18 protein-coding genes are annotated in these 24695 nt (G+C 65.6%); 6 read left to right on the top strand and 12 right to left on the bottom strand.

Going from position 1 to position 24695, the window contains the following annotated elements; all coding sequences use genetic code 11:
- Positions 1–17: 17 nt before the first annotated feature.
- The 6 genes from ACIPQ1_RS06965 to ACIPQ1_RS06940 all read left to right on the top strand — a co-directional run bounded on the left by ACIPQ1_RS06965 (position 18) and on the right by ACIPQ1_RS06940 (position 5804).
- Positions 18–722 (top strand): heavy metal response regulator transcription factor, encoded by a 705-nt coding sequence (locus tag ACIPQ1_RS06965; RefSeq protein WP_250963838.1) that lies wholly within the window; start codon positions 18–20, stop codon positions 720–722.
- A complete protein-coding gene (locus ACIPQ1_RS06960; protein WP_250963837.1) occupies positions 722–2101 on the top strand; it encodes a heavy metal sensor histidine kinase in 1380 nt (459 codons plus the stop codon). The genes ACIPQ1_RS06965 and ACIPQ1_RS06960 overlap by 1 nt, the downstream gene beginning before the upstream one ends.
- 378 nt (positions 2102–2479) lie before the next feature.
- Complete coding sequence (locus ACIPQ1_RS06955) at positions 2480–2740, top strand: DUF2790 domain-containing protein (protein ID WP_446533826.1); 261 nt, start codon at positions 2480–2482, stop codon at positions 2738–2740.
- A gap of 45 nt (positions 2741–2785) precedes the next feature.
- A complete protein-coding gene (locus tag ACIPQ1_RS06950; protein WP_250963835.1) occupies positions 2786–3841 on the top strand; it encodes an oxidoreductase in 1056 nt (351 codons plus the stop codon).
- Positions 3842–3909: 68 nt separating this feature from the next.
- Positions 3910–5298: an NTP/NDP exchange transporter gene (locus tag ACIPQ1_RS06945; RefSeq protein ID WP_446533825.1), complete on the top strand. Its 1389-nt coding sequence runs from the start codon at positions 3910–3912 to the stop codon at positions 5296–5298.
- A gap of 5 nt (positions 5299–5303) precedes the next feature.
- Positions 5304–5804: a lipocalin-like domain-containing protein gene (locus ACIPQ1_RS06940; RefSeq protein ID WP_250963833.1), complete on the top strand. Its 501-nt coding sequence runs from the start codon at positions 5304–5306 to the stop codon at positions 5802–5804.
- Between the two features lie 210 nt (positions 5805–6014).
- Here ACIPQ1_RS06940 and ACIPQ1_RS06935 read toward each other — a convergent pair whose 3' ends face one another.
- The 12 genes from ACIPQ1_RS06935 to ACIPQ1_RS06880 are packed head-to-tail and all read right to left on the bottom strand — an operon-like array spanning position 6015 to position 24671.
- A complete protein-coding gene (locus ACIPQ1_RS06935; RefSeq protein ID WP_446533824.1) occupies positions 6015–7376 on the bottom strand; it encodes an isochorismate synthase in 1362 nt (453 codons plus the stop codon).
- Positions 7373–7681, bottom strand: coding sequence for an isochorismate lyase (locus ACIPQ1_RS06930; protein WP_411384686.1), 309 nt, complete (start codon positions 7679–7681; stop codon positions 7373–7375). The genes ACIPQ1_RS06935 and ACIPQ1_RS06930 overlap by 4 nt, the downstream gene beginning before the upstream one ends.
- Entirely contained in the window at positions 7678–8436 is a 759-nt protein-coding gene (locus tag ACIPQ1_RS06925) for a thioesterase II family protein (RefSeq protein WP_446533823.1), read from the bottom strand. Before ACIPQ1_RS06925 ends, ACIPQ1_RS06930 begins: the two co-directional genes overlap by 4 nt.
- Positions 8433–10031 carry a (2,3-dihydroxybenzoyl)adenylate synthase gene (locus ACIPQ1_RS06920; protein WP_411384684.1) on the bottom strand — a complete coding sequence of 533 codons (1599 nt, stop codon included), beginning with the start codon at positions 10029–10031 and terminating at the stop codon, positions 8433–8435. The genes ACIPQ1_RS06925 and ACIPQ1_RS06920 overlap by 4 nt, the downstream gene beginning before the upstream one ends.
- A complete protein-coding gene (locus tag ACIPQ1_RS06915; protein ID WP_250963828.1) occupies positions 10024–10743 on the bottom strand; it encodes a VOC family protein in 720 nt (239 codons plus the stop codon). The genes ACIPQ1_RS06920 and ACIPQ1_RS06915 overlap by 8 nt, the downstream gene beginning before the upstream one ends.
- On the bottom strand, positions 10740–11885 hold the full coding sequence (locus ACIPQ1_RS06910) for a Gfo/Idh/MocA family oxidoreductase (RefSeq protein ID WP_446533822.1): 1146 nt from the start codon (positions 11883–11885) through the stop codon (positions 10740–10742). The genes ACIPQ1_RS06915 and ACIPQ1_RS06910 overlap by 4 nt, the downstream gene beginning before the upstream one ends.
- Positions 11882–13594 carry a class I SAM-dependent methyltransferase gene (locus tag ACIPQ1_RS06905; protein WP_446533821.1) on the bottom strand — a complete coding sequence of 571 codons (1713 nt, stop codon included), beginning with the start codon at positions 13592–13594 and terminating at the stop codon, positions 11882–11884. The genes ACIPQ1_RS06910 and ACIPQ1_RS06905 overlap by 4 nt, the downstream gene beginning before the upstream one ends.
- Positions 13594–14625 (bottom strand): class I SAM-dependent methyltransferase, encoded by a 1032-nt coding sequence (locus ACIPQ1_RS06900; protein WP_446533820.1) that lies wholly within the window; start codon positions 14623–14625, stop codon positions 13594–13596. The genes ACIPQ1_RS06905 and ACIPQ1_RS06900 overlap by 1 nt, the downstream gene beginning before the upstream one ends.
- The gene (locus ACIPQ1_RS06895) at positions 14622–15725 is read right to left on the bottom strand and encodes a saccharopine dehydrogenase NADP-binding domain-containing protein (protein ID WP_446533819.1); all 1104 of its coding nucleotides are present in this window, start codon (positions 15723–15725) and stop codon (positions 14622–14624) included. Before ACIPQ1_RS06895 ends, ACIPQ1_RS06900 begins: the two co-directional genes overlap by 4 nt.
- Positions 15719–17464: an ABC transporter ATP-binding protein gene (locus ACIPQ1_RS06890; protein WP_411384679.1), complete on the bottom strand. Its 1746-nt coding sequence runs from the start codon at positions 17462–17464 to the stop codon at positions 15719–15721. The genes ACIPQ1_RS06895 and ACIPQ1_RS06890 overlap by 7 nt, the downstream gene beginning before the upstream one ends.
- A complete protein-coding gene (locus ACIPQ1_RS06885; RefSeq protein WP_446533818.1) occupies positions 17461–19200 on the bottom strand; it encodes an ABC transporter ATP-binding protein in 1740 nt (579 codons plus the stop codon). Before ACIPQ1_RS06885 ends, ACIPQ1_RS06890 begins: the two co-directional genes overlap by 4 nt.
- The gene (locus tag ACIPQ1_RS06880; RefSeq protein WP_446533817.1) at positions 19197–24671 is read right to left on the bottom strand and encodes an amino acid adenylation domain-containing protein; all 5475 of its coding nucleotides are present in this window, start codon (positions 24669–24671) and stop codon (positions 19197–19199) included. The genes ACIPQ1_RS06885 and ACIPQ1_RS06880 overlap by 4 nt, the downstream gene beginning before the upstream one ends.
- Between the last annotated feature and the right edge of the window lie 24 nt (positions 24672–24695).

Genomic DNA, 24695 nt, shown 5'->3' with positions numbered 1-24695 from the left:
CGTAGAGGAGTCACCTGATGCGCCTGCTCATTGTCGAGGATGAAGAAAAAACCTCCTCCTACGTCCATCGTGGCTTGACCGAGCTCGGCTACATCGTCGACGTTGCCACTAATGGCATCGATGGCCTGCATTACGCGCTGGAATGGGATTACGACGTGGTGATCCTGGATGTGATGCTGCCGGGCAAGGACGGCTACGACGTGCTGCAAGGGCTGCGCCTGCACAAGAAAACCCCGGTCATCATGTTGTCCGCCAGGGGAACCGTGGATGACCGCATTCGAGGGTTACGCGAGGGCGCCGATGATTACCTGGGCAAACCATTTTCATTTGCCGAACTGGTCGCGCGCGTCCAGGCCTTGATCCGTCGCCGCGCCGGTGACACGGCCGACCTGACGCATTTGCGCATCGACGATCTGGAGGTCGACCTGCAAGCACGCAAGGTGACCCGGGGTGGGCTGAGGCTGGACCTGACGGCCAAGGAGTTCTGTCTGTTGAGCCTGTTGGCGCGACATCAGGGCGAGATTCTGTCCAAGCTGATGATTGCCGAGCAGGTCTGGGACATGAATTTCGACAGCGACGCCAATGTGGTGGAGGTCGCGATCAAGCGCGTGCGCGCCAAGGTGGACGCGCCGTATCCGCGCAAGCTGCTGCATACCGTCCGCGGCATGGGGTATGTGCTGGAAAGCCGGGAAGAACCTGGCAGGCAAAGTGGTGCGTCGTGATGAAGATTTCCATCGCCAAGCGGCTGGCCCTGATGTTTGCCCTCGCTGTCCTGCTGATCATGTCGATCAGCGCGACACTGCTGCGTTCGTCCTTGAAGCAATCGCTCGATGAACAGATGCAAAACGAACTGGTCCTGCGCCATTCGGTGCTGGACCCGGTGCTGGCGAAATACGATTCGCCGACGTTCTGGGTCGGCTTGCGCCAGAAGCTCGACGGCCTGACGCCCGCGGATGAACGGGTCCGTTATTGGATTCTGGTGGATAACCCGGCCTTCAGCTATGGCGGGGCGATGCCGGACGGCCAGGATTGGTCCAAGCGCGCCGATGGACTCTTCAGCCTCCAATTGCCTGGGCGAGAGCGTGAGTGCCCCATGATGGTTTTGCTCAAGACCATTCCCGCCATGGGCAATCGCCCGGAGCTGCGCTTCATCGTGGGATTGGACTCGACGCCGTTCAGGAAGACCCTGAACCATTTCACCAAGATACTGATCTTGACCTCGGCGTTGGGCATCGGCCTGGTTGCGCTGCTCGGTTACTGGATCGCGCGTTTCGGCCTCGGGCCGGTGCGGCGCTTGAGCCGTCAGGCCAATAGCCTGCCGCCGGGGGATTCGAAGCAGCGGCTGGACACTGAGGCGTTGCCCGCGGAATTGCAGGAATTGGCGGTGTCGTTCAACGGCGCCCTGGCGCGCCAGGAAGCGGCGTGGTGTCAGCTCGAAGGGTTCAACGCCAATGTCGCCCACGAGTTGCGGACACCCCTGACCAACCTGATCGGCCAGACCCAGGTGGCCTTGGCCCATGGACGAGATGTGGGTGAGCTCCAGGACTTGCTGCAATCGAACCTCGAAGAGCTGGAACGGATGGGCGGCATCGTCAACGACATGTTGTTCCTCGCCGGGGCGGAAAGCGGGCAGCGGGCCACCGAACTCAGTGATGTCTCGCTGTATGAAGAGGCGTCGAAGACGGTGGAGTACCTGGAGCCGGTGCTGCACGACAAACAACTGAGCGTGGTGATCGAAGGCGACATGCGCGTGAGCATCGACCGACGCCTTTTTCACCGTTCCCTGGCCAATTTGATACAGAACGCGGCGCGCCATGCGGTGCCGGCCAGCACCATCCAGGTCAGCCTGGTTGGCGACGGCACGCAGGTCGAGGTGAGCGTTTCCAATGCCGGCGAGCCCATCGACACGGTGCACCTGGAGCGTTTGTTCGAGCGTTTCTATCGCGCCGACGCCGCCCGGGCGCGAAGCGATGCGCACCATGGCCTGGGCCTTTCCATCGTGCGAGCGGTGGCGTCCATGCACGGCGGGCGTGTGTTCGCCCACAGCGAAAATGGCTTCAATACCTTCGGCTTTTCCTTGATGAACCAGGCGGCGCCTTAGTCGTCGCCCCCCGCGAGTAAAAGCCCGCTCGCGTTTGCAATGCTGTTCTCTTAAGGCAATCGACAAACCCGTGGCGAGGGAGCTTGCTCCCGCTGGGCTCTGTAGGAGCTGGCGAAGGCTCGGGCCGCGTTCGGACGATCTTTTGATCTTTCGCTTGAGGTTCAAGTGTCTGGAAAAAGATCGCAGCCTCGCTCCGCTCGACAGCTCCTACAGGCCGAGCGGGAGCAATCTCTGGCCACAGGTCCATCATTTTTCTTAAGTGAACAGCATTGCGCCCGCGTTGACATCTTCCCGTCAGCCAGCAGTCACCTTGACGTCAGTCGCCCCCTCCTAGAGTGCTACGACCATCCCAACGAGGACCGTGTCGTGGAGCCCACTATGAATATTCGAAACCTGTCGATTGCCGGCCTGCTGGCCGTCGTCTCCTTGAGCGGCTCGCCGCTGCTCGCCAAAGAACAAACGCAGATTCCGGCCTACGAATATGGCATGCCGCTGGACATCGCCAGGGTCATCCATATCGAGGAGGCGACATCGCCGGTGTGCGAGGTCGTGCAAGCCAAGATGACCTATTTGAACAGCCAAGGCATCAAGAAGCACGTCAGCTTTCTGCAGTTGGCCGAGGCGTGCTCCAAACAGTGACCGTCCGGCGATGCCGGTTCATTTCTTCAGAAAGGGACTATCACCATGTGGAATAACACAACAACACCCACCCTCGGCCGCGTGAGTGACAAGGGCCGGCTGGCGAGACGGGCGAGAACCCTTGCCGCCGGCATCGCGCTGCTCGCTTCAGTGAGTGTCGAGGCGTCCGATCGCGTAGCACCGAAACCGGACTGGTCGACCCATGACATGCCGTCCCAGAAAGGCCGGATTGTCCTGGTCACCGGCGGCACCAGTGGCATGGGCTACGAGGACGCGCTGGCGTTGGCACGTGCCGGCGCCGAGGTCATCATCGCCGCGCGCAACCCGGAGCGCGGCGCCCAGGCCATCGCGCGTATCCGTGAGTCCGTACCCGACGCCAAGGTGCAGTTCGAGAACGTGGACCTGGCCGATCTTTCATCGGTGCGCGACCTGGCCCAGCGTCTCAATCAGCGGCTGCCGCGCCTCGACGTATTGATCAACAACGCCGCCGTCATGGCGCCGCCCGAGCGGGGCACGTCCGCCGATGGCTTTGAGCTTCAGTTGGCCACCAACTACCTGGGGCATTTCGCACTGACCGGCCTGCTGGTGCCGCTCTTGCGTCAAAGCCAGGATGCCCGCGTGGTGAGCCTGTCCAGCATTGCTGCGACCCGGGGCACGATGAACCTCGATGACCTGCAGAGCGAGCAGAAATACGACCCTTATGCGGCCTACGCGCAATCGAAACTGGCGGTCCTGCACTGGGCCTTTGCCTTGCAGCGGCGCAGTGACGCTGAAAACTGGGGCATTCGCAGCATCGCGGCGCACCCCGGCGTGGCGGTCACCGAGTTGGTCGAACGCGGTCCTGGCCTGGACAGCGAGTTCGGTCGGCGCTGGGCCAAGGACCGCGACGCGTATCACTCAGCGGCTCAAGGGGCGTTGCCGACGTTGTACGCCGCCACGGCTGCGCAAGCCGTGGGCGGAGCGTATTACGGCCCGACCGGGGACGCTGAAAGACGCGGTCCGTTGGGCTTCGCCAAGACGCCGCCCGCCGCAAGCGCGCAGGCGGATGCCGAGCGGCTCTGGGCCGTCTCCGAGCGCCTCACCGGCGTGACCTATCGCTGATGCAACCCTGGGCGCGGGCGTCCGTCCCGCGCTTGACCTTTCTTATTTGCCGTCTCCCTGGAGTCCCTATGAGTGCGCCTTCCTATTTGCACCGGCTGAGTCTCGCCCTCAATGCCCGCGACGGTGAGTTGCGTCCGGCGCTGTGCGGGTTCCTGCTGTTCCTTTGCCTCTTCACCGGTTACTTCATGCTGCGCCCAATCCGTGAATCGATGGGCATCGCGGCGGGAGTGGAGAACTTGCAATGGCTGTTTACCGCGACCTTCCTGGTCATGCTGGCGGCCGTACCGTTGTTCGCCTGGCTCAGTTCCCGGGTACCGCGCCTGCGCCTGATCGACTGGGTGTACGGCTTCTTCGGCTTCAACCTGCTGATGTTCGTCGAGCTGTTCCAGTTCCAGCCGGACAGCGTCTGGCTGGCCCGGGTCTTTTATGTCTGGATCTCGGTCTATAACTTGTTCGTCGTCTCCGTGGCCTGGAGCCTGATGGCGGATGTATTCGACAGCGAGCAGGCCAAGCGTCTGTTTGCCTTCATCGCCGCAGGCGCCAGCGTCGGCGGCCTGTTGGGGCCGGCCCTGAGCGCGTTGCTCATCGGTGCGCTCGGCGCTTCGGGGTTGATGTTTCTGGCGGCCTTGTTGCTCGGCGTCACGCTGGTGTTGAAACGGGCGTTGATGGCATGGCGCGAAAAGGGCGGGGCTGGCCGTCTTGGCGCCGCGCCGACGCAAAATCCCCGGCAGCCCTTGCAGGGCAACCCGTTCAGCGGTTTGACGGCCGTGCTCGGGTCGCCTTACCTGTTGGGCATTGCCGGGTTTGTCGTGTTGTTGGCGACGGTCAGCACTTTTCTCTATTTCGAGCAGGCGCGCCTGGTGGCCGAGCATTATCCGGATCGCGAAGCGCAAGTGCGCATCTTCGGCACCATCGACATCGTCGTGCAGGCCGGGGCGTTGCTGTTCCAGCTGTTCATCACCGGCCGTATCGCGCCGAAGCTGGGGGTGCGCGCCTTGCTGGCCATCGTGCCGCTGCTGATGTGCATCGGCTTCCTGGGCCTGGCGTTGGCGCCGGGGTTCGCGCTGCTGGTGGCGCTGATGATCGTGCGGCGGATCGGCGAGTACGCGTTCGTCCGACCGGGCCGGGAAATGCTGTTCGCGCCACTGGATGCCGAGAGTAAATACAAGGCCAAGAACTTCATCGACACCGTGGTCTATCGCGCGGGTGACGCCATGAGCGGCTGGATCAAGAGTCTGCTTGACCTGCTGGGGCAAGGCGCCGGCCCGGTCGCTGTGGTGGGCGCGGGTTGCGCGTTGCTGTGGGGCTACTTGGGTTGGCAACTGGGACGACAGGCCGATTATGCCGCTTCCAGGGAACAGCGCTTGGCGGTCATCGCGGCCAGGGATAAAGACCGAGCCGACCAGGAGGAATCCCACTCTATTGTCCATGGCGTTGTTGCGGCGAGTGAAAGGTGATGCGGATGAGTGTGAAAGATAAGGTACTGGCAGTCGGTGCGATCGTTGCCTTATCGGCATGCTCCAGCGTGTTTACGGGCAAAGAAAACGCTTTGGTCGGGACATGGCGCATGGTCAGTGCAACCGTTGAGAGCCAGGGCAGCAAGGCCGATGCTTACGGCCCCGACCCTCATGGCTGGCTCGTCTTCACCCCAGAGCTGACGTTTGTCGAAGTGCTCACTGACCCCCGCGTGCCGGTGTTTCGTTCCAATGTGCGTGGTGAAGGCACCGATGAGGAAAACCGGGCAGCGATGGCGGGGAGCATCGGTTTCTTCGGGCGATATACCGTCGACCAGAACGGTGATTTCTCAGGCAACATTGTCAAAGGGTCTACGTTCCCGAACTGGGTGGGCGCTGTGCGTACCCGGGACGACCTGCAGTTGAAGGTCGACGGCGACCGGATGGTGGAAGACTTTCGCCGTCCCGATGGGGCGAAGGTGCACATCGTCTTTGAGCGTGTACGGTAACGCTGTTCACTTAAGGCAATCGACAAACCCGTGGCCAGGGATTGCTCCCGCTGGGCCTGTAGGCGCTGTCGAGCGAAGCGAGGCTGCGATCTTTCCCCCGGCACTTGAGTCTCAAGGGAAAGATCAAAATCAAAAGATCGCAGGCTTCGCCAGCTCCTACGGAACCCAGCGGGAGCAATCTCTGGCCACCGGTTCATCATTGGCTCGCCGTTAGCGTGGAGCGAGGTGCAAGGCCTGCTCCATGCTCGCCAGTTTGATTTGGGTTTCCTCGTATTCATCGGCCGGTCGAGACCCCTGGACAATCCCGCAGCCTGCGAACAAGTGGCAATGCAAAGGTGTCATCAGCGCCGAACGCAGGGCCACCAGGAAATCGCCGTTGCCCCGGGCGTCCAGCCAACCCACGGGCGCGGCGTACCAGCCCCGGTCGAAGCCCTCGTGCCGGCGAATGAAGCCCATGGCCGTCGCCGCTGGCAAACCTCCAACCGCTGGGGTGGGGTGCAAGGCCTGGATGCCGTCCAGCAAACTACACCCCTCCACTAGCCGGGCGCTGATCGGGCTGCTCAGATGCTGCACCGTGGCCAGTTTCAGCAGTTCGGGTCGGGTGGCCGCTTGCAGGTCGCTGACGATGCCACTCAAGCCTTGCAGGATGGTCTGCACCACCAATTGATGTTCATGCAGTTCCTTGGGATTCGCCAACAGGCCTGCGCCCACTTGCTGGTCTTCCTCGGGCGTTGGGGCGCGGCGCGCGCTACCGGCGAGGGCATGGGTGCTCAGGTGGCCTTCCCGACAACTGAGCAGCCGCTCCGGGGTGGCCCCCATGAAACAGCTGCCTGCGCGGTGCAAGGCGAACAGATGGGATGAGTTGCGCCGCTCGTGCAGCCGGCGCATGACGGCGCCGCTATCGAGGGCGGCGTCCAGCTGATATTCAATATGGCGGGCGAGCACCACTTTGCTCAGCTCGCCGCTGTCGATGGCCTGCAAGGCGTTGGCGACCTTGGCTTGCCACTGGGGCGCGGGCAATGCAGTGCGTTCGATCACCTCCGGGTGCGATGCGAGCGAGCGTGGCGACGCGAAAAGCTGTTGGTGCGTGGCCAGGCTGGCGCGCGCCAATGCGGCCGGATCGCTGCCGGGGTCCACCACGCACTGGCAACGCAGCCAGCGGCCGTCACTGTCTTCGCTGAGCAGCCATTGGGCCAGGTGAAAGCTGGCATCGGCGAACGGCGCCCAATGCGGCGCGCAAGGTTGTTGCGTGTCGAAACGCATGCCGCCCAGCAGCAGCGGTGGATGGGGGCCGTCGATCACCGCGTCGGCACACAGCGCGAACCATTGGCGGTTCACCTCGGCCAATCGCTGGGGGCCCGTGGCTTCGATCTGCCAGGCGCAGCCCAGACCGAACAGAGCCAGGTCCGGCGAGTGAGCACGCCAGAAAAAGCCCTGCCGGTGCGTTTCGTAAAGCGCCAACGGATCAAGGTTCGGTGCGGGGCGCGAACTCACGGCGACAACGGGCCGCTGATGCTTCAGGGCGAGCTGGTGCGCAGCTTCGAACACACTCATTAAGGCTGCTTCGTTCATACGGCCGCGCTCTTTTTTTGCAGCCAGAACGCCGTTTGTTCCGCGATGTACCAGTGGATGACCTGATTGAACAGACCCTCGACGAATTCACCGTCCAGCCCGGCCTCCTGCGCCCACTGCCGGCGCTGTGGCAACATCGCCGCGACGCGGTCCGGTGCGGCGATACTGGCCTGGTCGGGTTTGAACGACGAGGCCGCCTTGACGTACTGCATGCGCAGCCCCAGGGCATCGATGATCTGCCGGTCGAGGGTGTCGATGGCGTGGCGAATGTCCGGCAGGCCGGTGCAGTGTTCCGGGGTTTTCATACCGAGTCTCCTTGAAGGTAGGCCGTGCGTTGCAGCACGTGATGGATCACGGGGCGCGGCTGTTGCTTGAGGTAAAAATGATCGCCGTCGAACTGGCGGATATCCGGGGTGTGTTCGCTCAGGTCCGCCCAGGCCCGGGCCTGGTCAAGGCTGACATCGGTGTCGGCCAGGGCCAGCAGTACGTCGATGGGCGCCGCCAAACGGTCAAGCCGCGCCGGTTGCCAGGTTTCGATGGCCTGGTAATCGCTGCGCAGGGTCGGCAGGAACAACCCGCGCAGTTGCGGGTTGCCCCATAGGCTCGTGGCCTCGGCGTCCTGGCGCAGGATGTCGGCGATCAGCGCGGCATCGTCCTGGCGGTGCAGGTCACTGACGGGTTGCCGATGCGGGGGCGGGTGGGCCGAGACAAATACATGCTCGGCACCGACGCCTGCCGCCTCCAACTGCACACCGACGGCGTAGGCCAGCGCCGCGCCCATGCTGTGGCCAAACAGCCACAGCGGGCGGGAGGGCAGACTCAACAGGGCCTGGCTAATGTGTTCAGCCAGGCGGGCCAGGCAGGCAATACGCGTCTCATTGAACCGTTCTTCTCGTCCGGGATATTGCACGGCCAGCAAGTCGATATCCCCTGGCAGGTGCGTCAGCCAAGGACGGAAGAAACTCGCGCTGCCTCCGGCGTGGGGCAGGCACACCAGGCGGGCCCGGGGTTGGTCGCCCTGACGCAGCACGCGTAACCACGGTGACATTTCGCTGCTCATAAGGCCTGCACCTGTTCCGCCAGGGCCTTGCGGTTGACCTTGCCCAGGCGCGTCAGCGGGAACTCGCGCAGCACCTGCAAGCGGTCCGGCAGTTTGTAGGCGGCCAGTCCACGCTCGCGCAGCCAGGCGTTGATCGTGCCCAGTTCGACCTGTTCGCCATGGGCCAGCACACAGGCGCAACTGCGCTCACCCAGCAGCTCATCGGCCAAGGCCACCAGGGCGACATCGCGAATCAACGGATGGCCCAGCAACAGATTCTCGATTTCCTCCACCGGAATTTTCTCGCCGCCGCGATTGATCACATCCTTGGTCCGCCCCTCGACGATCAAATGGCCCTCGGGCAAACGCCGCACCAGATCGCCGCTGCGGTAGAAACCGTCGGCGGTGAAGGCGCGCAGATTCTGTTCGGCGGCGTTGTAGTAACCGCGAATGGTGTAGGGGCCGCGCACCAGCAGTTCGCCCACGGCGCCTGGGGCGACCGGCACGTCATCGGCGTCGACGATGCGGATCTCATCGTTGGCGGTGAGCGGCAGGCCCTGGGTTTCGAAGATGCGTGCTTGTGGGTCATCCAGCGGCGTGAAGCACAGCAACCCTTCGGCCATGCCGTAGACCTGTTGCAGGCCACAGCCCAGGGCCGGGCCGATACGCGCGGCGATCTCGGCCTTGAGCCGCGCGCCACCGACCTGTAACCATTGCAGGCTGCTCAGGTCGTGTTCGGACCATTGCGCCATCTCCAGCCACAGCAGGACCAGCGGCGGGATCAACGCGGTGTGGGTGATGCGTTCGCCTTCGATCAGTTCGAAGGTCGTGTCCGGGCTGGGCTCCGGCGCCAGCACGAGGGTGGCGCCGACACCGAACACCCCGAATGCGCCGGGTGAGGCCAAGGGGAAGTTATGGGCCACGGGCAACGCCGCCAGATAGCGGGTGTGGCTGTCGAAGCCGCAGGCGCGGGCTGCCAGGCGCGCGTTGCAGGCATAGTCGTCATGAGTGCGCGGGATCAGCTTGGGCAGGCCAGTGGTGCCTCCTGACAGTAGCAGCACGGCGACTTCCCGTGAGTCTGGCGCGGGCAGCGGACGAGAGTCGGCAACGCACTCGCCCAGCGCGACGAATTCCTCGGCCGCCCCGACCACAAAGACCTGTTGCAGGCTCGGTGCTTGTTTACACAGGGCCCGTGCCAGCGGTCGATAGTCGAAGCCCAGGTGCCGATCGACGATCACATAGGCCACGGCCTGGCTCAGTTGGGCCAAGTGGACCAGTTCATGTTCGCGATGGGCGGGCAGGGCGAACACCGGAATCACGCCCAGGCGCAACAGGGCGAACGTCAGGCTGAAAAATTCAGCGATGTTGGGCAGTTGCACCAATACCCGTTGGCCAGCGCGCAGGCCTCGGTCGGCGAGCCCGGCGGCCAAGCGGTCGGCCTGCAGATCGAGCTCGGCGTAACGCCAACGTCGATGGCCATCCACCAGCGCCTCTTTGTGCGGCGTGCGCAGCGCCTGCTCGCGCAACAGCTGGCCCAGGGGCACGCCTTGCCAATAACCGTGTTCGCGATAGCGGCGAATGAAGTCGTCGGGCCAGTCGGTGCATCCATCAAGCATGGCAATCTCCTTGAACGGTCGGGCAACCCAGTAAACGGGCGCCGTGCAGAATCAGCGGGTGCGCCAGGCCGGCGATTCGCACCGCCTGTACGCCGGTGTATTCGGCCGCCTGGATACGCAGCAACGGGTCGTCGCCGGTCAGCAAGCTGAGGGCGGTGTGGTCGGCGGGATGGACGCCCATGTGGATTGCCGCCAGGCCCGTGGCGCCGTTGGGGTGAATCATTTGGGGCGGATGCTGGGCCGGCTCATAGGGCGTGACCAGGAAGGGCAGGCGGTCGTGGCGTGGATAGACGAAACGAAAGCGCGTCTGGCGGCCATCCACGCAGGTACGCCGCCAGCTCACCGTGCGACCCATGGCCACGCCGCAGCCCGCCAGGCCCTTGAGGCGCAGCGCCAGGGCCGGGGTGTCGCACAGCAGCGCCAGGTCGCAGAACCCTTCGCCCTGGGCGGCCCAGCGCAACATCCGCCGCCCGGCGCCACGGCCGGCCAGGCAGTCGATGGGCCACTTGAACAGCCAGGCGTGACGCGGTGTGGTGAGCAACTCGATGATCGGCCCCTGGCTGAACCAGATGTGCGCGTGTTGCGCGCGCGCCTCGGCAGTGGCGTAGGTGACTTCGAAACCGGCGGCGCGAAAATTCGCCACGGCCTGGTGCAAGTCGCGCACCCACAGCAACACGTGGCTGCAATTGGACAAAGGTTGGGCAGTGTTCAAAACGGCAGCGCTCCGAGCAGTTGGGCGGTGTCGTCACCGCAAGGGGGTTGCACGGCGTCGACCAGCGCCTGGAGTTCGGCCAGGGGCAGCGCGCGGGGCACGGGTGGCTCGATCAAGGTGGGCATGCCGATCAGGTTGTTCATTTCGCGCCAGGCCATGGACACCTCGGTGGCCCAGACGCCGCTGTGCAGGCGCCGCGAAGGTTCGTCGATGTCGCGGCATAACGCGTCCAAGGCGACGCTGACCGCGTCGGGCCAGACCTGGTTGAACACCTGCCGGTAGCTCAGGGGTACCTGCGGATCGAGCAGCACCATCGTTGGCCCGGCCAGCCGTTCGCTGCCGGGGCCGGCCATGATCAGTCGGTCAGTGCTGTCCCTCGGTGCGTGCAGGCGCGGATTCCACAGCACAGGGCCGTGGGTGTCGCCCAGGCTCAGCACCCCGGCTTCGCAGCCGACTTCGAGGCGATGCAGCAGGAACGAGTGGTTGTCCGGGTCCTTGGGGTGCACCTGGTTCTGTATTCGCAAGCTGATGGGGACGCCATTGAAACGGGCATCGAGCCGGGTGAACGGATGTTCCCCGGCCGTAGGGGCCGGGGCCGCGAACGACCAGGGCCGTAGCCCACCGGCCAGGCGCCCGAGAATATCCACCAGCGGGTAGGCGACCTGGCTGTTGCAAGCGGCTTCGATGTACGCCAGCCCCTGTTGATCGCGCAGGTAGGCGGCCACGGCGAGAAAGCGCCGGATCGCCAGGATATTCGGGTACAGCGTGTTCACTGCATAGGCGGCCTGGCCCTGGCGCGCGGCCTGCATGCACGCGGCGATTTCGCGGTGGTGCACCGGATGCTCCTGCAACACATGGATGCCGCGGCGCAAAAACTGTTGAGCCAAGTCACCGCCAGCGCCCCCGGTTGCCCCGGAGCGCACCACCACGCAGGCGATATCGACCTCATCCGGCACCTGTTCGACGGTCTCGTACAGCGCCACCCCGTAATGCTCGGCGCAAGCTTTCGAGTAGGCGTTGCCGCGGGACAGGATGCCCACCAGTTGGTAGCGATCATGGGCGCGGGCCAAGGCTTGCAGGTAGATGCGGCCGAACGCGGTGCCGGCCACGATCACGCGTTTGCGCGCAGGGGCGCTGTTCATGGGCAAGTCTCCGGGAGGCGAGCCCACTGGGCCAGCGTAGGGTCGTCGGGCAATTGGTCGAGTAGTTCAAGACCCAAGACCGGCTCTTCAAGGTGCGCGGCCAGTGCCGCGCGGCTCAGGCGATGGGTGGGTACCTGGGCGACGAAGACGCGATGGCCCAGGCGCGCCAGTGGGTGTCCGACGGCGGGCAGGCTGCGCTTGCCGTGGAATCCGCTCCTGGCCAGCGCGGTTTGCCACTGGGTGAGGTTCAGGAAGGTGGTGCTGCTGACCTGACGTTCATCGTCGGCCTGGTTGAGCATGAAGGCCTGGGAGGCCATCACCCAGAATTCCTCTTGCGTGGGTTCGCTGAATACCAGCCAGCCGCCTGGCTTGAGCAGGACGAGCAGGTTCGCCAGGGAGCGCTCGGTATCGCGAGCGGCATTGAGCACGCCTCCGGCGATGATCAGGTCCCACTCCTGGCTGCGGTAACCCTGGGCCAGGGCAGGGCGGTCGATGTCGAACACGCCGTGGCGAACCCACGGCCAGTCTTGCAGGCGCTCGGCGGCCTGCTCGCTGAAATAGCGCGACACGTCGGTGCACAGGTAGTCCACCGCAGCATCGGCCAAGGCCGGCAACACCGCCTGGGTGGTGGACCCGGTGCCGGCACCGACTTCGAGCACGCGCAACGGCACATCGGCGCTCTGGCGTGCGGCCCAGGCGCCAACCCAATGGGCTACGGCGCGATGCTGGTACTGGGCCGCCAGGCTTTCGCGGTACAACGCTGCCGCGCGTTCGGTGCGCCCCTCGGGAAACAACAGGTGCACCGCCGCGCAGTCGCCGCGCATCAGCGCCGGTAATTGACGGGCATTGTCCCGTGCATAGTCGAGGGTGCCGCTGCCGCCGGTGTTGCGCGCCCAGTCCAGGGTCAGTTGCGTCCAGATGCCTTCGAGGGCTTCGTCGCTCCAGGCGCTGGTGTCGAGGGTCGGGTGCAGGCGGGTGCCTTGGCGGCGCAACAGACCTTGCCCCTGCAACACGTCCAGCCAGCGCGCGATCAACGGCCGATGACCCGGCGCGATGCCCCCATGGGCCAGCCCCTGGGCGACATCGTTCAACGGGGCGGGCAACAGACCACAATGGTCCAGGCCGTTGAGCATCGACAGCAACGCGGCGTGGCCCAGCCGATCATTGAGCCGTACCGCTTCGACGAGTTGCTCGCTGGAAAACTGCAGGTCGAGGGCCGCTTCGGTCGCATCGAGGTGATCCTCGACCCAGGTGGCCTCGCAAGGGTGAGGCACGGCGAACAAGGTCTGGCCGTGCAGCGCGACACTGCTCACGTCGGGATGCCCGAGGGCCCGCTCGCGCCAACGTTGATGTTCGAGCTTGACGCTGGCCAGGTCGCGCCATTCGCCGAGGGCATCCGTAAACCCCTGGACGCCGCAATTGAGCTGTGCCGCCGCCCGCTCGGCCAGTTGCCAGTCGCCCGGTTGCGCCGTGATGAACAGCACCTGTTCCAGGTAGCTCAGGTCGGTCAATGGCAACGCGGGGAAGTCCAGCAGCCGTTCCAGCTGTTCGGCGTTCATGACCGCCACGGCGGGGCGTTGGCGTTCGATCACCGCCAACAGGCGTGCCGGGGAGCGCTGATGTATGCCCAGGTCCGTCAGGGCCGGTAAATGCCAGGGAAATGCGCCGGCGGGTAGCTCGATCAGCAGGATGTCAACGTGCAGCGTCATCATGAAACTCCTACGGCGTGAAACAAACGTTGCCCGGCGGCCGCCAGCGGGTCGGTGGCCGCGGGCCAAACTTCGAGTAATTGGAAACCCTGGGCCTGCAAGGCCTGGCGCCATGCATCAGGCGGGATGAACACTTCATCGGCACTGCGCAACGGCGCACCGGCGGGCGGCGACAGCAGCAGGTGCATGAAGGTCAGCATCGCCGGGTTGTCCGCGATGGACTCACTGAACAACAAGCTCCCGCCGTCCCGCAGGCAGGCGCGTATCCGCCCGAGGCTGCGGGGCAAGTCACGGGCGTTGTGCAGGACGTTGCCAGCGACCACCAGGTCCTGGCTGCGGGCCTCGATGCCTTGCTCGGCGAAGTCCCGGTCCAGGTCGAGCAAACCGACGTGCATCCCCGGTTCCAGGCGAAACTCACGCTGGGCTGCCCCGGTGAAAAGCGAACTGATGTCGGTAAAGCGATAGTCCTTTTCCCGCGCTTGCAACGCTGCCAGCACGGCGCGGGTGGTGCAGGCCGCGCCACCGCCCAACTCCAGCACCCGCAGTACATCGCCGAGGGCACGGACTTCGCTTGCCCGTGCGGCGAGGGCTTGATTGATCGCCGCGGTGAAGTGGTTGCGCTGGTAGGCGCCCAGCACCGCGACGGGGTCACCCGATTGCACCAACAACGGTGCCAGGGCGAGTTGGTCGCGCAGCAGGTCGGGCAGGCACTCGATGACCTGGCGGTGCAGGGGCGCCATGCTGGCCGGGAAGCCCAGTTCGGCGTACAGCCCGGGCAAGTTTTCGACCGCGGCCGGGGGTGGCGTGCCTTGCCAGGCGAGGCGTCCGGCGTCTTCGCGCAGCGCACCGGCGCGGGTCAGCGCCGCCAGCCAGCGCCGCACGATCCAGGCATGGCGGGGCGCCGTGCCCAAGGCCTGGTTGATCTGATCGGCGCTGCGCCAGACTTGCACCGGCAAAGCCTGGGTGTGCAGCAACACCTGGGCCATCCCCCCCAGGCTCACGTGTTCGAGTTCATTCAGGGCGCTGTTCATAGGCAACCTTCTTCAACGGTGTGCAGGTGATCGAGCGGGCCGGGCAGCAGATTCAGGGCACGGATCGCCGAGGTGCGTTGCAGGCGTTCAAGGCTGGCGGCGGGTGGCAACACCTGGGCGGCGTAATGGCAGCCAGTGCTGATCTCACCGTTCGCCACGCTGACCACCGTGGCGGCGGCCATTGCTCCGGTCAGCGACGCGTTGCCTGTGCCGCTGAGCACCAGGCTGCGGGTGCGTGCCTGCCCGTCCCACACCCCGTCGAGTTGCAGCAGCAACGTGACGAAAGGGGCCTGGCCACTGAGGTCCAGCCGGCTGGCCTCGCACAACCGCTGCACCGCATCGGCGCGCGGCAGGCTGTGGGCCAGGTCCAGCGTCTTGAGCACATGTCCATCAGTGATCACGTTGAACCAATGGCCGACGTCCAGGCGCAGGTCCATGGCCAGGCATTCGCCTTCCCGATTCAAATAGGGCAGCAAGTGAACCTGGCCGGGGAAACACGGCAGCAGCACATCCCGGCTGCGGCGCAGCGCCCGACTGCAACGTCCGTTGCGCCAGGCCGCCAGGGGTTCGCTGGTGCCGTCCACCGCCCCTTGCAGGAAGTCGTCGGCGGCCACGGCGGTGAATTGGTCACGCAGGCCGAAATAGCTGGTCAGTCCCTGGACCCCAGAGAAAGCCTGCTGGGCCAGCCAACGGGGCAGCAACCCGGTAAGCCCTGGTTGCAGGCCGGCTCCGAGGACGGCGCAACGGTTGTGCCACTGGCTCGGCTCAAGTGCCACCTCGCCGGCGGCATCCACGTAGTGCGCATCGGTTTGCAACGCCGCCCGGGCGGCCCGATCTTCCAATCGCCAAGAAGGACCGGCGCAGTTGAGCATTACGTCGCAGCCATGGGCGAACCCGGCCAGGGCAGCCGCATCATTGAAGTCCACCGCGGTCCAGTGCAGGCGCGCGTCGGGCCATTGCTGCTGGAGCGATGCCAGGCAGCGGGCCCCGTTGCGGGCGTCACGCCCGCCCAGGCGCAGTTCGTTCACGCCCAAGCTCAACAGCGCCCGAGCGCTGGCCAGACCGACATCGCCACTGGCACCCAGCACCCCGATCAGCATGGCTGGGCCTGCGCATTCAGGCGCCAGCCGCCGGCACGTTGGCGATCACGCCAGAACCCGGCGTAACGCCCATCGAGGGCCAGCAGTTGCGAGTGAGTGCCTGATTCCACCAGGCGGCCCTGGTCCAGCACCAGAATCTGCTCGGCGGCCATGATGGTCGGCAGGCGATGGGCGATGACCAATACGGTCGAGCTTTGCTTCAGGCTACGAATCGCCGCTTGTACAAAGGCTTCGTTCTGGGGATCCAGGGCGGCAGTGGCTTCATCCAGCAGCACGATTGGGGCGCGCTTGAGCAAGGCCCTGGCCAGGGACACCCGCTGGCGTTCCCCGCCGGACAGTGAAGCGCCGCCTTCTCCCACCGGGGTGCGCCAGCCCTGGGGCAGGCGCGCGACGATTTCATCGACGCCGGCCAGTCGCGCCGCTTCAGCCACCTGCTGCGCACTGGCGTCCGGCCTGCCGACACGGATGTTGGCTTCGAGGCTGTCGTCGAACAGGTAGACGTCCTGCATCACCAGCGACAATTGCGCCATCAACGCTTCGTTGGACAGTTCGCGCACATCGACGCCGCCGACCTTGACCCTGCCTTCGATCGCATCGAAAAACCGCATGAGCAGGCGCGTGACGGTGGTCTTGCCCGAGCCCGAGGCGCCGACAATCGCCGTCATCGAATGGGCCGGTGCAGTGAAGCTCAGGTCGCGCAGCACCGTCGGGCCGCTGGCGTAGGCGAAGCTGACGTGTTCGAAGGCAAAGCTGCCGGGGGCGGTCAACGGCTGACTGACAGTGGGTTGCGGCAATGGCGACTCGCGCAGGATGCCGACCAGTTGCTCCAGGTCATTACCGGCCATGCGCAGCAGGCCGCTGCGCGCCGCTGCCTCGGCCAGTGGCCCGACAAAACGGGCCGCCAGGGCCAGCAACGCGACCAGTTGAATGGCGTCGATGTCACCGCGAACGGCCAGGGCGACGCCCACACCCACCAGCAGCGCAAAGGCCAATTGCACGGTCAGGCCGCCGGCCAGCAGTTTGGGAAAGGTCTGGGCCAACATCGAACCACCGGCCTGTTTCTGCGCCAGGTTGGCTGCCTGCAAGGGCGCGTAGCCATCCTGGGTCCGGCCAAAGGCGCGCAGCACTTGCTGGTAGCGGGCGAACTCGACCACGCGGTTACCGGCCACGGTCGCGGCGGCTTCGACCCGGGCGTCGTTATTGCCGATGGCGGCAGCGGACCAGTGGTGGGTGAAGTAGATCAGCGGCGCGCACAGCACCGCGGTCAGGCCCAGGCGCCAGTCGAAGATGAACAAGGTCAGCGCGACTGTGGCCGGCACCACCACTCCGGACACCACCGGCCCCAGGTAATGGGCGAACAGGCCGGTGACCATCAACGTGCCGCTGGTGGCACTGCGCGACAGGCGGCCGATTTTTTCCGAATTGAACCAGCCCAGGGGCAGGCTGGCCAGGTGTTGGCCGAGGCGATCATGTAGGGTGGTCAGCACCACCAGCGCCAGGGCAAAGCCCTTCATCGCCTGCTGGTAATGGGCGATGCAGGTCAGCACGGCCATCGCCGCCAGGCCGGCCAGCCAAGCCAGCGCCGTGGCTGGATCACCGGCAAACAGCGCGCGCAGGATCGGCACCAGGAAAGCCACGGCCAGGCCTTGCAGCACGGCGCTGGTCACCAGCCACGCGAGGTATCGGTAAAGGCGGGCGGCATGCGCCGGCCCCAGTAACGTGACAAGACTGCGGATCACAGGGACATCTCCAACTCGGGGACGGAGTGCTTGGCGCCGGCGCGCCACAGCTGGGCATAGGCGCCGTTGGCTTGGAGCAGGGATTCATGGCGACCGCTTTCAAGCACGCGGCCCTGATCGAGGACGACGATCTGGTCCACGCCGCTGATGCTGGCCAGGCGGTGGGCGATCACCAGCACCGTACGGCCCCGGGCCAGGGCCGACAGGGCGTCCTGGATCAACGCTTCGGATTCGGGGTCGGCGTGGGAAGTGGCCTCGTCGAGGATCAGCACCGGCGTGTCGGCCAGCAGCGTGCGGGCGATGGACAGGCGTTGCGCTTCACCGCCAGAGAAAATCGCATCCTCGCCGATCACCGACTGATAGCCACGGGGCAGGGCCTCGATGCGCAGGTGAATCTGCGCCGAGCGGGCCGCCATCTCCACCTCCGCGTCGCTGGCCTCGGGGCGGCCCAGGAGCAGGTTGTCGGCCACCGTCCCATGCACCAGTTGCGCGTCCTGCAAGACGAAACCGACCTGCCGATACAGCTGGCGCGGATCGATGTCCCGCACATCGACGCCGCCCACCCGCACGCAGCCAGCCTTGACGTCGTGAAAGCGCGGCACCAGTTTGGCCAGGGTCGACTTGCCCGCACCGGACGCACCGACCAGGGCGGTCACGCTGCCAGCCGGACAGTGCAGGTCGACACCGTTGAGGATCGGGTGCTCGGGGTCGTAGCCGAACTGCACATGTTCAAAGGTGATGTCACTGCCCTGGGGCTGCTGGCCGACTTTCGGCGCGGGCAGTTCTTCGACCTTGAGCAGTACTTCGATGCGGTCGGCGGCCGCCAGGGCGGTGCGTTGGGCGGTCAGGCTTTGATTGATCACCAACAGCGACTGCGGAATCACCACCGCCACCAAGGTCTCGGCGAACAATTGCAGCGGCGTGATCCAGCCTTTGGCCAACAGCAAGGTGCCCACCCCCAGGCTCACCAGCAGAATCACCGGGACGCTCAAGGCCATCGAGGAAAACGCCTCCAGGCGCAGCAGCGGTCTGACCCAACCGGCGTATTGCTCGCTGAACTGGTTGACCGCCTGCTGATAGCTGCGATGGGCCTGGCCCACCTGGCCGAACGCCTTGACCACGGCAATGCCATGGACAAACTCGACGATGGCGGCGCTGACCCGGCTCATGCTCTTGTCCAGCAACTGCATTTTCGCGCCGAAGCCGCGCATCATCAGGGCGTAGGCCAGCACATACACCGGCAAGGTCAGTACCGCCAGCAGCGCCAGGCGCCAGTTCAGCGTGACCAGCCACACCAGCCCCGCCACGGGCATGACGATGGCCGCGGTAAGTTCCACCGCGTGGTGGGCGACCAGGTGATGCAGGTCTTCCAGATCGTCCTGCACCACTTTGCGCACCGCGCCCGAGGTGGTGTCGGTGTACCAGCCCAGGGGCACGCGTCCCAGTTTGCGCACCATGGCTTCGCGCAGGCTGGCTTGCAGGCGGTGGTCCGCCAGGTGGGTCAACCACAGGGCCACGCCGTTGGCCACCCAGCCCAGGCTCAAGGCGATCACCACCAGCGCCGCCCAGCGCCACAAGGCTTGAGTGTCGACGCCACCGGCCAGCAGCAACCGGCCCAGCTCGGTCAGGCCGATGAAGGGCACCAGGTTGACCAGTGCGCCGACCGCGGCAAACGCTACGCCTAAGTGAATCAGGCGGTTGACCGGACGTTTCAGGGTATCCAGAGCGGCGGTCATGAGTTTTTCCGTAGGGCGTCCAGCAGGTGCGCGGTGACGGTGTGGACGTGAGGCGGTTCGATCACGCTGAAGTGATTGCCCGGCACATCGATCAAGTCGAATCGTCCCAGGCACGCGTCTTCCCAGAACGGTGCCGCCAGGTGGCCAACGCCGCCGGTGATGCCGAACGATTGCTGCTCCAGGCAGCGCAGGTAGGTCATGTTGCCGAGGAACGGCGGCGGGTCGAACCGTGCCGCGCGCATGCTGTGGCGGCAGACGCGGAACAACGTCGGCACCAGCTCCGGGCCGATGGGCACCCCGGCCTGGCCCGACGCCAGGCGCGCATATTCGGCCAGGCGTTGTTCCTGGCTGCGCGCCGATTGTTGTCTCACCGCCAGCGCCAAGGCTTCAAGGCCCGGGTCGCCGCTCAAGGAAGCCATGGCCCCGGCGGGCACGCGGCGATTGTCACGGGCCATCAGCAGATCGATGGCGCGGTACACGTCATAGTCTTCGATGTGCGGGCCGAACACGGTTTTCACCGGATCCAGGTTCAGGTTGGGCACGAAGATCGCCTCGTAGGCCAGCTCTTCGTCGGTGTCGATGAACATCGGAATGCTGTCGATCAGGCTCAGGTCCACCACGTCCATGCCCCGTTCGAGCAGACGCCGGGCGACCTCGGTGGCGAGCAGCCCGCCCAGGCAGTAACCAATCAGCTGGAAGCGCTGGTGACCGTCGGCGATCAAGCGTTCTGCGTAATCCTGGGCCACGCTTTCGATCAGGCGCTTGGGCTCCAGGGCCAGGTAACGCTCGGTGTCGGCCACGGCAAAGCCGATCACCGGGCCGGCCTGTTGCTCGGCCAGGGCGCGCCCCAAATGCTGGAAGTAATCCAAGGTGCCGAGGGCGGCGTGGAACATCACCCGCACCGGGCCGACCTCGCCACCGCCAAACGGCACCACCAACGCATTGCTGCTGGAGGAACGCTGGGCTTCGCCGCCCGCCGCCGTGGGCACTGGCGCGGCTTCGCCGTGGTTGAGCAGGCGCGCCAGGGCGGTGACATTCGGCTCGTTGAGCATCTGCCGCAGCAGCGTGTCGTAACTCAAGGCCTGGGCCTGGGGCAGTTGTTCACGCAGTTGACCGGCGACACGGGCGAGGATCAGTGAATCGGCGCCTTTTTCGTAGAAGCTGTCGTCGACGCCAATTTGCGTCAATCCCAAGGCCTCGGCCCACAGCCGGCACAGCTCGGCGGTGAGGGGATCGGTCGGCGTCGCCTGGCCCGCGGACACGTGGGCATCAACGGCGGGGCGCAAGCCGGCCAGGGTCTTGCGGTCGACCTTGCCATTGGCGGTCAGTGGCAAGCGGTCGAGCACTTGCAGGTGCGCCGGCAGCATGTATTCCGGCAAGCGCTGGGCCAGGGCGCGGCGCAGGCTGTCGACGTCCAGGCGCTGGAACCCGGCCTTGAAACGGGCGGCGAACACCTGCATGCCGAGGGCCGCCAGCGGGTGATCGGCCTGGGGCAGGGCGGGCAGGCATTCACCGCCCAACGCCTGGATTCGCGCCTGCCAGGTCTGTGCGTCGCGTAGACCGCTACGGCCCAGGTCGTGGTCGTCGTTGACCGGGGTCATCATGAAGCCCTGGGTCAACAGGATCGGCGGCCATTCGCCGGTGGGTTCGCTGAACACCAACCAACCCCCGGGGCTGAGCAGCTCGGTGATTTGGCCGAGGGCTTTGTCGATGTCCTTGACGCTGTTGAGCATGCCGGCACACAACACGACATCGACGCTGTTGCTGGCCAGCCCTTGGGGGCGGATGTCCTGGTCGATGTCCAGCACGCCGTAGCGCACCCAGGCGTGCTCGGCAAACCGTTGCTTGGCCGCCGGCAAGAAAAAAGCGGTCATGTCGGTGAACAGGTAATCGACGTCCAGGCCATCGAGCAGGCCGATCACTGGCGCGCTGGTGGCCCCGGTGCCGGCGCCGATCTCCAGGATGCGCAGCGGCCCGTCGCCTTCATGGTGGGTGGCGAGGCGGTTGATCAGGGCCGCGATGCTGTGATTGTTGTAGCGCGAGACGGCGTCCCCGCCGTACAGCTGCAATGCCAGATCCTGTTGGCCTTGGGGAAACAGCAGGTCGAACGGGTTGACCTCGCCCTTAAGCAACGGCGGCAATTGCCAGACGTGGTTGAGTTGATAGTCGAACAGCGCCTGGCTGCACAGCCCCGAGGCGACGGCCTGTTCCACCCGGCCCCAGGCCAGCGCCGGCTCGGGTGCCGGTTGCGCCAGGCGATAGCGCGATTGTTCGAGTTGCAGCAGGCCCGCCTCGCACAGCACGCCCAACCAGCGGCGCACCAGCCAGTGATGGCGCGGCTGTGCCTGCAACGCGTGGAGAATGGCCGGGGCATCGGGTTCAGCCAGCTCGCCGCTGAACAAGCCGGCCTTGAGCATCACCTCCAGCATCGAGCTCAACGCCGCGGCACTCAGGTCTGCCTGGTATTCGCCAACCTGTTGGGCGTCAAAGGCGCCGACCTGGTTGTCGGCATAACGATTGATCGTCGTGAGCAAGGACGCGTCCGGCAACGGTGTTGGCGATGTCCGCGCGGCAGTGACAAAGGCCAGCAGGCTGCGCTCCCCGGTGGCTTCGCCGGTGACCAGGCTGATTGCGTTGTCCACGCCGGGGATGGCGAGCAATGCAGCGTCGATTTCACCCAGTTCAACGCGATGCCCACGGATTTTCACCTGGCCGTCTTCACGGCCGAGGAACTCCAGTTCGCCGCCGGGCAGGTAGCGACCCCGATCGCCGGTGCGATACAGGCGCTGGCCATCCACGGGATGGGCGAAGAACCGCGCGTCGCTCAGTGCCTGGTCGCCAAGGTAACCGTTGGCCAGGCCGACCCCTGTGATGTACAGGTCGCCAGGCACCCAGGTCGGGGCGTCGCGCCATTGGCTGTCGAGCACGCGAAAGCCCTGGTTGGCCAAGGGCAGGCCATAGGGAATGCTGCGCCAGGCCGGGTCAATCTCGTCGATCGGGTGCAGGTTGGACCAGATCGAGGCTTCGGTCGCGCCACCGAGACCCACCAGGGCCAGGCCGGGCAAGAGTTGTTGGAGTTGCGGCGGCAGGTTCAGCGGGATCCAGTCACCGGACAACAACGCCAGGCGCAGGTTGTCCAGTGGCCGGGGCTCGGCATGCAGGTAGTGGGCGAGCATGTGCAGTTGCGCAGGCACCGAGTTCCACAGCGTCACCTGATGCCGCTGCACCAGTTCGGCCCAGTGCGACGGGTCGGCGCCGCGTGCCGGGTCGGGCAGCACCAGCGCGCCGCCCACGGCGAGGGGGCCGAAGAGGTCGTACACCGACAGGTCGAAACTCAACTGTGCCAACCCCAGCACGCGATCCTTGGCGTTGACGTGAAAACGCCGGTTGATGTCTTGCACGGTATTGAGGGCTGCGCGATGGCTGATCATCACGCCTTTGGGGTCGCCCGTGGAACCAGAGGTGAAAATTACGTAGGCGAGGTCATCGGGGTTACTGTCAACCGCTTGGAAGTCGGCCGCTGCTGGCGCCAGACAATCCACCGCATGCCAGTGCAACCCATCGGGCAGCGGCGTATCGGGCAGGCTCTGGGACTGGCCAAGTACATGACGCACCTGGGCGCTGCGCAGCACGCGGTCGCGGCGGGCGGCCGGGGCATTGCTATCGAGTGGCAGGTAGGCGGCCCCGGCGAGTAATACACCGTAGGCCGCCACGACCTGGTCGAGGCCTTTGGGCATGAGGATCGCCACCGGTTCCCGGGCGGCGCAACCGGCCTGGCACAGGGTGGCAGCGACGGCCAACGCGCGCTCGACGAGCGCGGCATAGGTCAGGCTGCCGTTGGCATCGATCACCGCCAACGCTTGCGGATGTGCCTTGGCCATGGCCAGCAGACCGTCGTGCAAGCGACCGGTGGGCAGCGGCGCGGCGGTGGCATTCGCCGCCAGGCGCTCTCGCTGTTGCCAGGCCGGCAGCGGCACCTGCATGGGTTGTTCCCAGGCGGCCGGGTCCAGGGCCAATCGCTGCAACTGCGCCAGGAACGCCTGCTGCATGTCGTTGACCAAGCCGTCGGGGAACACGCCTTGGCGCACGTCCCAATGGATGTGCAAACCATGACGGTCATCCATCACCTGGCAGTCGAGGGTGACTTGCGGGGTCTGGGTAATGCCGTGGCCCACCCGGCGCTGGCTGGCCGCCAGGGGTTCGATCGCCAGGCCGATGGCGCTGGTGAACACCACCGGCATGGCCGCGGCTTCACGGCCACGCCGACGGCCGATTTCACGCATCACTTCAATGCCGGAAAACAGCCGGTGCTCCAGGTCGGCGAACAGTTGGCTGCCCAGTTGCCGGGCCTGCCGGGTGAAGTCCTGGCCTTGAGGATCGTTGACCTGGAGCAGGCTCACGGAGGTGAAGTCCCCCACCAGCCGATCCACTTGCGGGTGCAGTGGCAAGCGGTTGAGCAGCGTCAGGTTGAGGCTGAAGGCAGGGCGCTGGCTCCAGCGTTGCAAGGTTCCGACGTAGGCGGCGAGGACCGCAATGGAAGGGGTCAGGCCGCGTTCGTTGGCGGCTTTTTTCAGGGCGTTCCATGGCTGCTGATCGAGCTGGGCCGAATGCCGCTGGAAGCGCGGCGGGGCCGTGTCTTCACCGCTCAGGGGCGCCGGCAGTTGCGGCGCGGCGGGCAAGTCATCGACGCGCCCCAGCCAATACTCACGGTCGCGTTGGTGGCGGCTGCCTTCGAGCAAGCCACGCTCCGCCAGCAGGTAGTCGCGGAAGGTGATGTCCAGGGGCGGCAGGGTGGCCTGGGGATCGTCCAGCAACTGTTCCAACTCGTTGAACAGCAACTGTGCGCTGGCCCAGTCGGCAATCAGCGAATCCATGGAGAAATGCAGGGTGTCGCCGCTGTCGCTGCGGCTCATGCGCAATTCGAACAGCGGCCATTGATCGGTGGGGTAGAGCTTCTGCTCCATGGCCTGGCGGATCTGTTGCACGCCGTGCCGGTGCTGTTCAGCCGTGACGCCGCGCAAGTCCGCGACGGCCAGCGAGTAGTGGGCAACATTGACCAGGACGCATTGGGAACCCTCGCTGGCGATCACCGCGCGCAGCATGTCGTGACGCTCGATCAGACGGTTCCACGCCTGTTCCACCCCCTGCGGATCGAGCCGCGGCCAACTCAGTTCCAGATAACCGTGGCAGGCGACGTTGCCGTAGCCAAAGGAAGATTGGCGGCCCAGGAGGTAAGCGTTCTGCACGTCGGTGAGCGGGAAGGGCGCGTGGTGGTTCGCCGGGTCAGCCTGTACCAGTGGCCGTTCCTGTGTTTCGAGCAGGTGCAGGATCTGTTCTTTGTGCTCACGCAGTTGTGCCAGGCGCTCGGTATTGAGCAGGCCTTGGGGGGCGCGGAATTTCAGTTGTCCGTCCTGGGGCCAGAGTTCGACGCCCAGGGACTTGAGTTCACTTAGCAGTTTGGCGGCGGGCATGGGTACAGCTCCTGGAGAAAAGAG

This window comes from Pseudomonas sp. LARHCG127 (assembly GCF_052871455.1).
The sequence above is the reverse complement of the archived record's forward strand: the minus strand, read 5'-3'. Positions and strand labels throughout refer to the sequence as shown.

Coding starts and splice junctions, on each gene's coding strand:
- ACIPQ1_RS06965 (WP_250963838.1), top strand. CDS start 18: ATGCGCCTGCTCATTGTCGAGGATGAAGAAAAAACCTCCTCCTACGTC.
- ACIPQ1_RS06960 (WP_250963837.1), top strand. CDS start 722: ATGAAGATTTCCATCGCCAAGCGGCTGGCCCTGATGTTTGCCCTCGCT.
- ACIPQ1_RS06955 (WP_446533826.1), top strand. CDS start 2,480: ATGAATATTCGAAACCTGTCGATTGCCGGCCTGCTGGCCGTCGTCTCC.
- ACIPQ1_RS06950 (WP_250963835.1), top strand. CDS start 2,786: ATGTGGAATAACACAACAACACCCACCCTCGGCCGCGTGAGTGACAAG.
- ACIPQ1_RS06945 (WP_446533825.1), top strand. CDS start 3,910: ATGAGTGCGCCTTCCTATTTGCACCGGCTGAGTCTCGCCCTCAATGCC.
- ACIPQ1_RS06940 (WP_250963833.1), top strand. CDS start 5,304: ATGAGTGTGAAAGATAAGGTACTGGCAGTCGGTGCGATCGTTGCCTTA.
- ACIPQ1_RS06935 (WP_446533824.1), bottom strand. CDS start 7,376: ATGAACGAAGCAGCCTTAATGAGTGTGTTCGAAGCTGCGCACCAGCTC.
- ACIPQ1_RS06930 (WP_411384686.1), bottom strand. CDS start 7,681: ATGAAAACCCCGGAACACTGCACCGGCCTGCCGGACATTCGCCACGCC.
- ACIPQ1_RS06925 (WP_446533823.1), bottom strand. CDS start 8,436: ATGAGCAGCGAAATGTCACCGTGGTTACGCGTGCTGCGTCAGGGCGAC.
- ACIPQ1_RS06920 (WP_411384684.1), bottom strand. CDS start 10,031: ATGCTTGATGGATGCACCGACTGGCCCGACGACTTCATTCGCCGCTAT.
- ACIPQ1_RS06910 (WP_446533822.1), bottom strand. CDS start 11,885: ATGAACAGCGCCCCTGCGCGCAAACGCGTGATCGTGGCCGGCACCGCG.
- ACIPQ1_RS06905 (WP_446533821.1), bottom strand. CDS start 13,594: ATGACGCTGCACGTTGACATCCTGCTGATCGAGCTACCCGCCGGCGCA.
- ACIPQ1_RS06900 (WP_446533820.1), bottom strand. CDS start 14,625: ATGAACAGCGCCCTGAATGAACTCGAACACGTGAGCCTGGGGGGGATG.
- ACIPQ1_RS06895 (WP_446533819.1), bottom strand. CDS start 15,725: ATGCTGATCGGGGTGCTGGGTGCCAGTGGCGATGTCGGTCTGGCCAGC.
- ACIPQ1_RS06885 (WP_446533818.1), bottom strand. CDS start 19,200: ATGACCGCCGCTCTGGATACCCTGAAACGTCCGGTCAACCGCCTGATT.
- ACIPQ1_RS06880 (WP_446533817.1), bottom strand. CDS start 24,671: ATGCCCGCCGCCAAACTGCTAAGTGAACTCAAGTCCCTGGGCGTCGAA.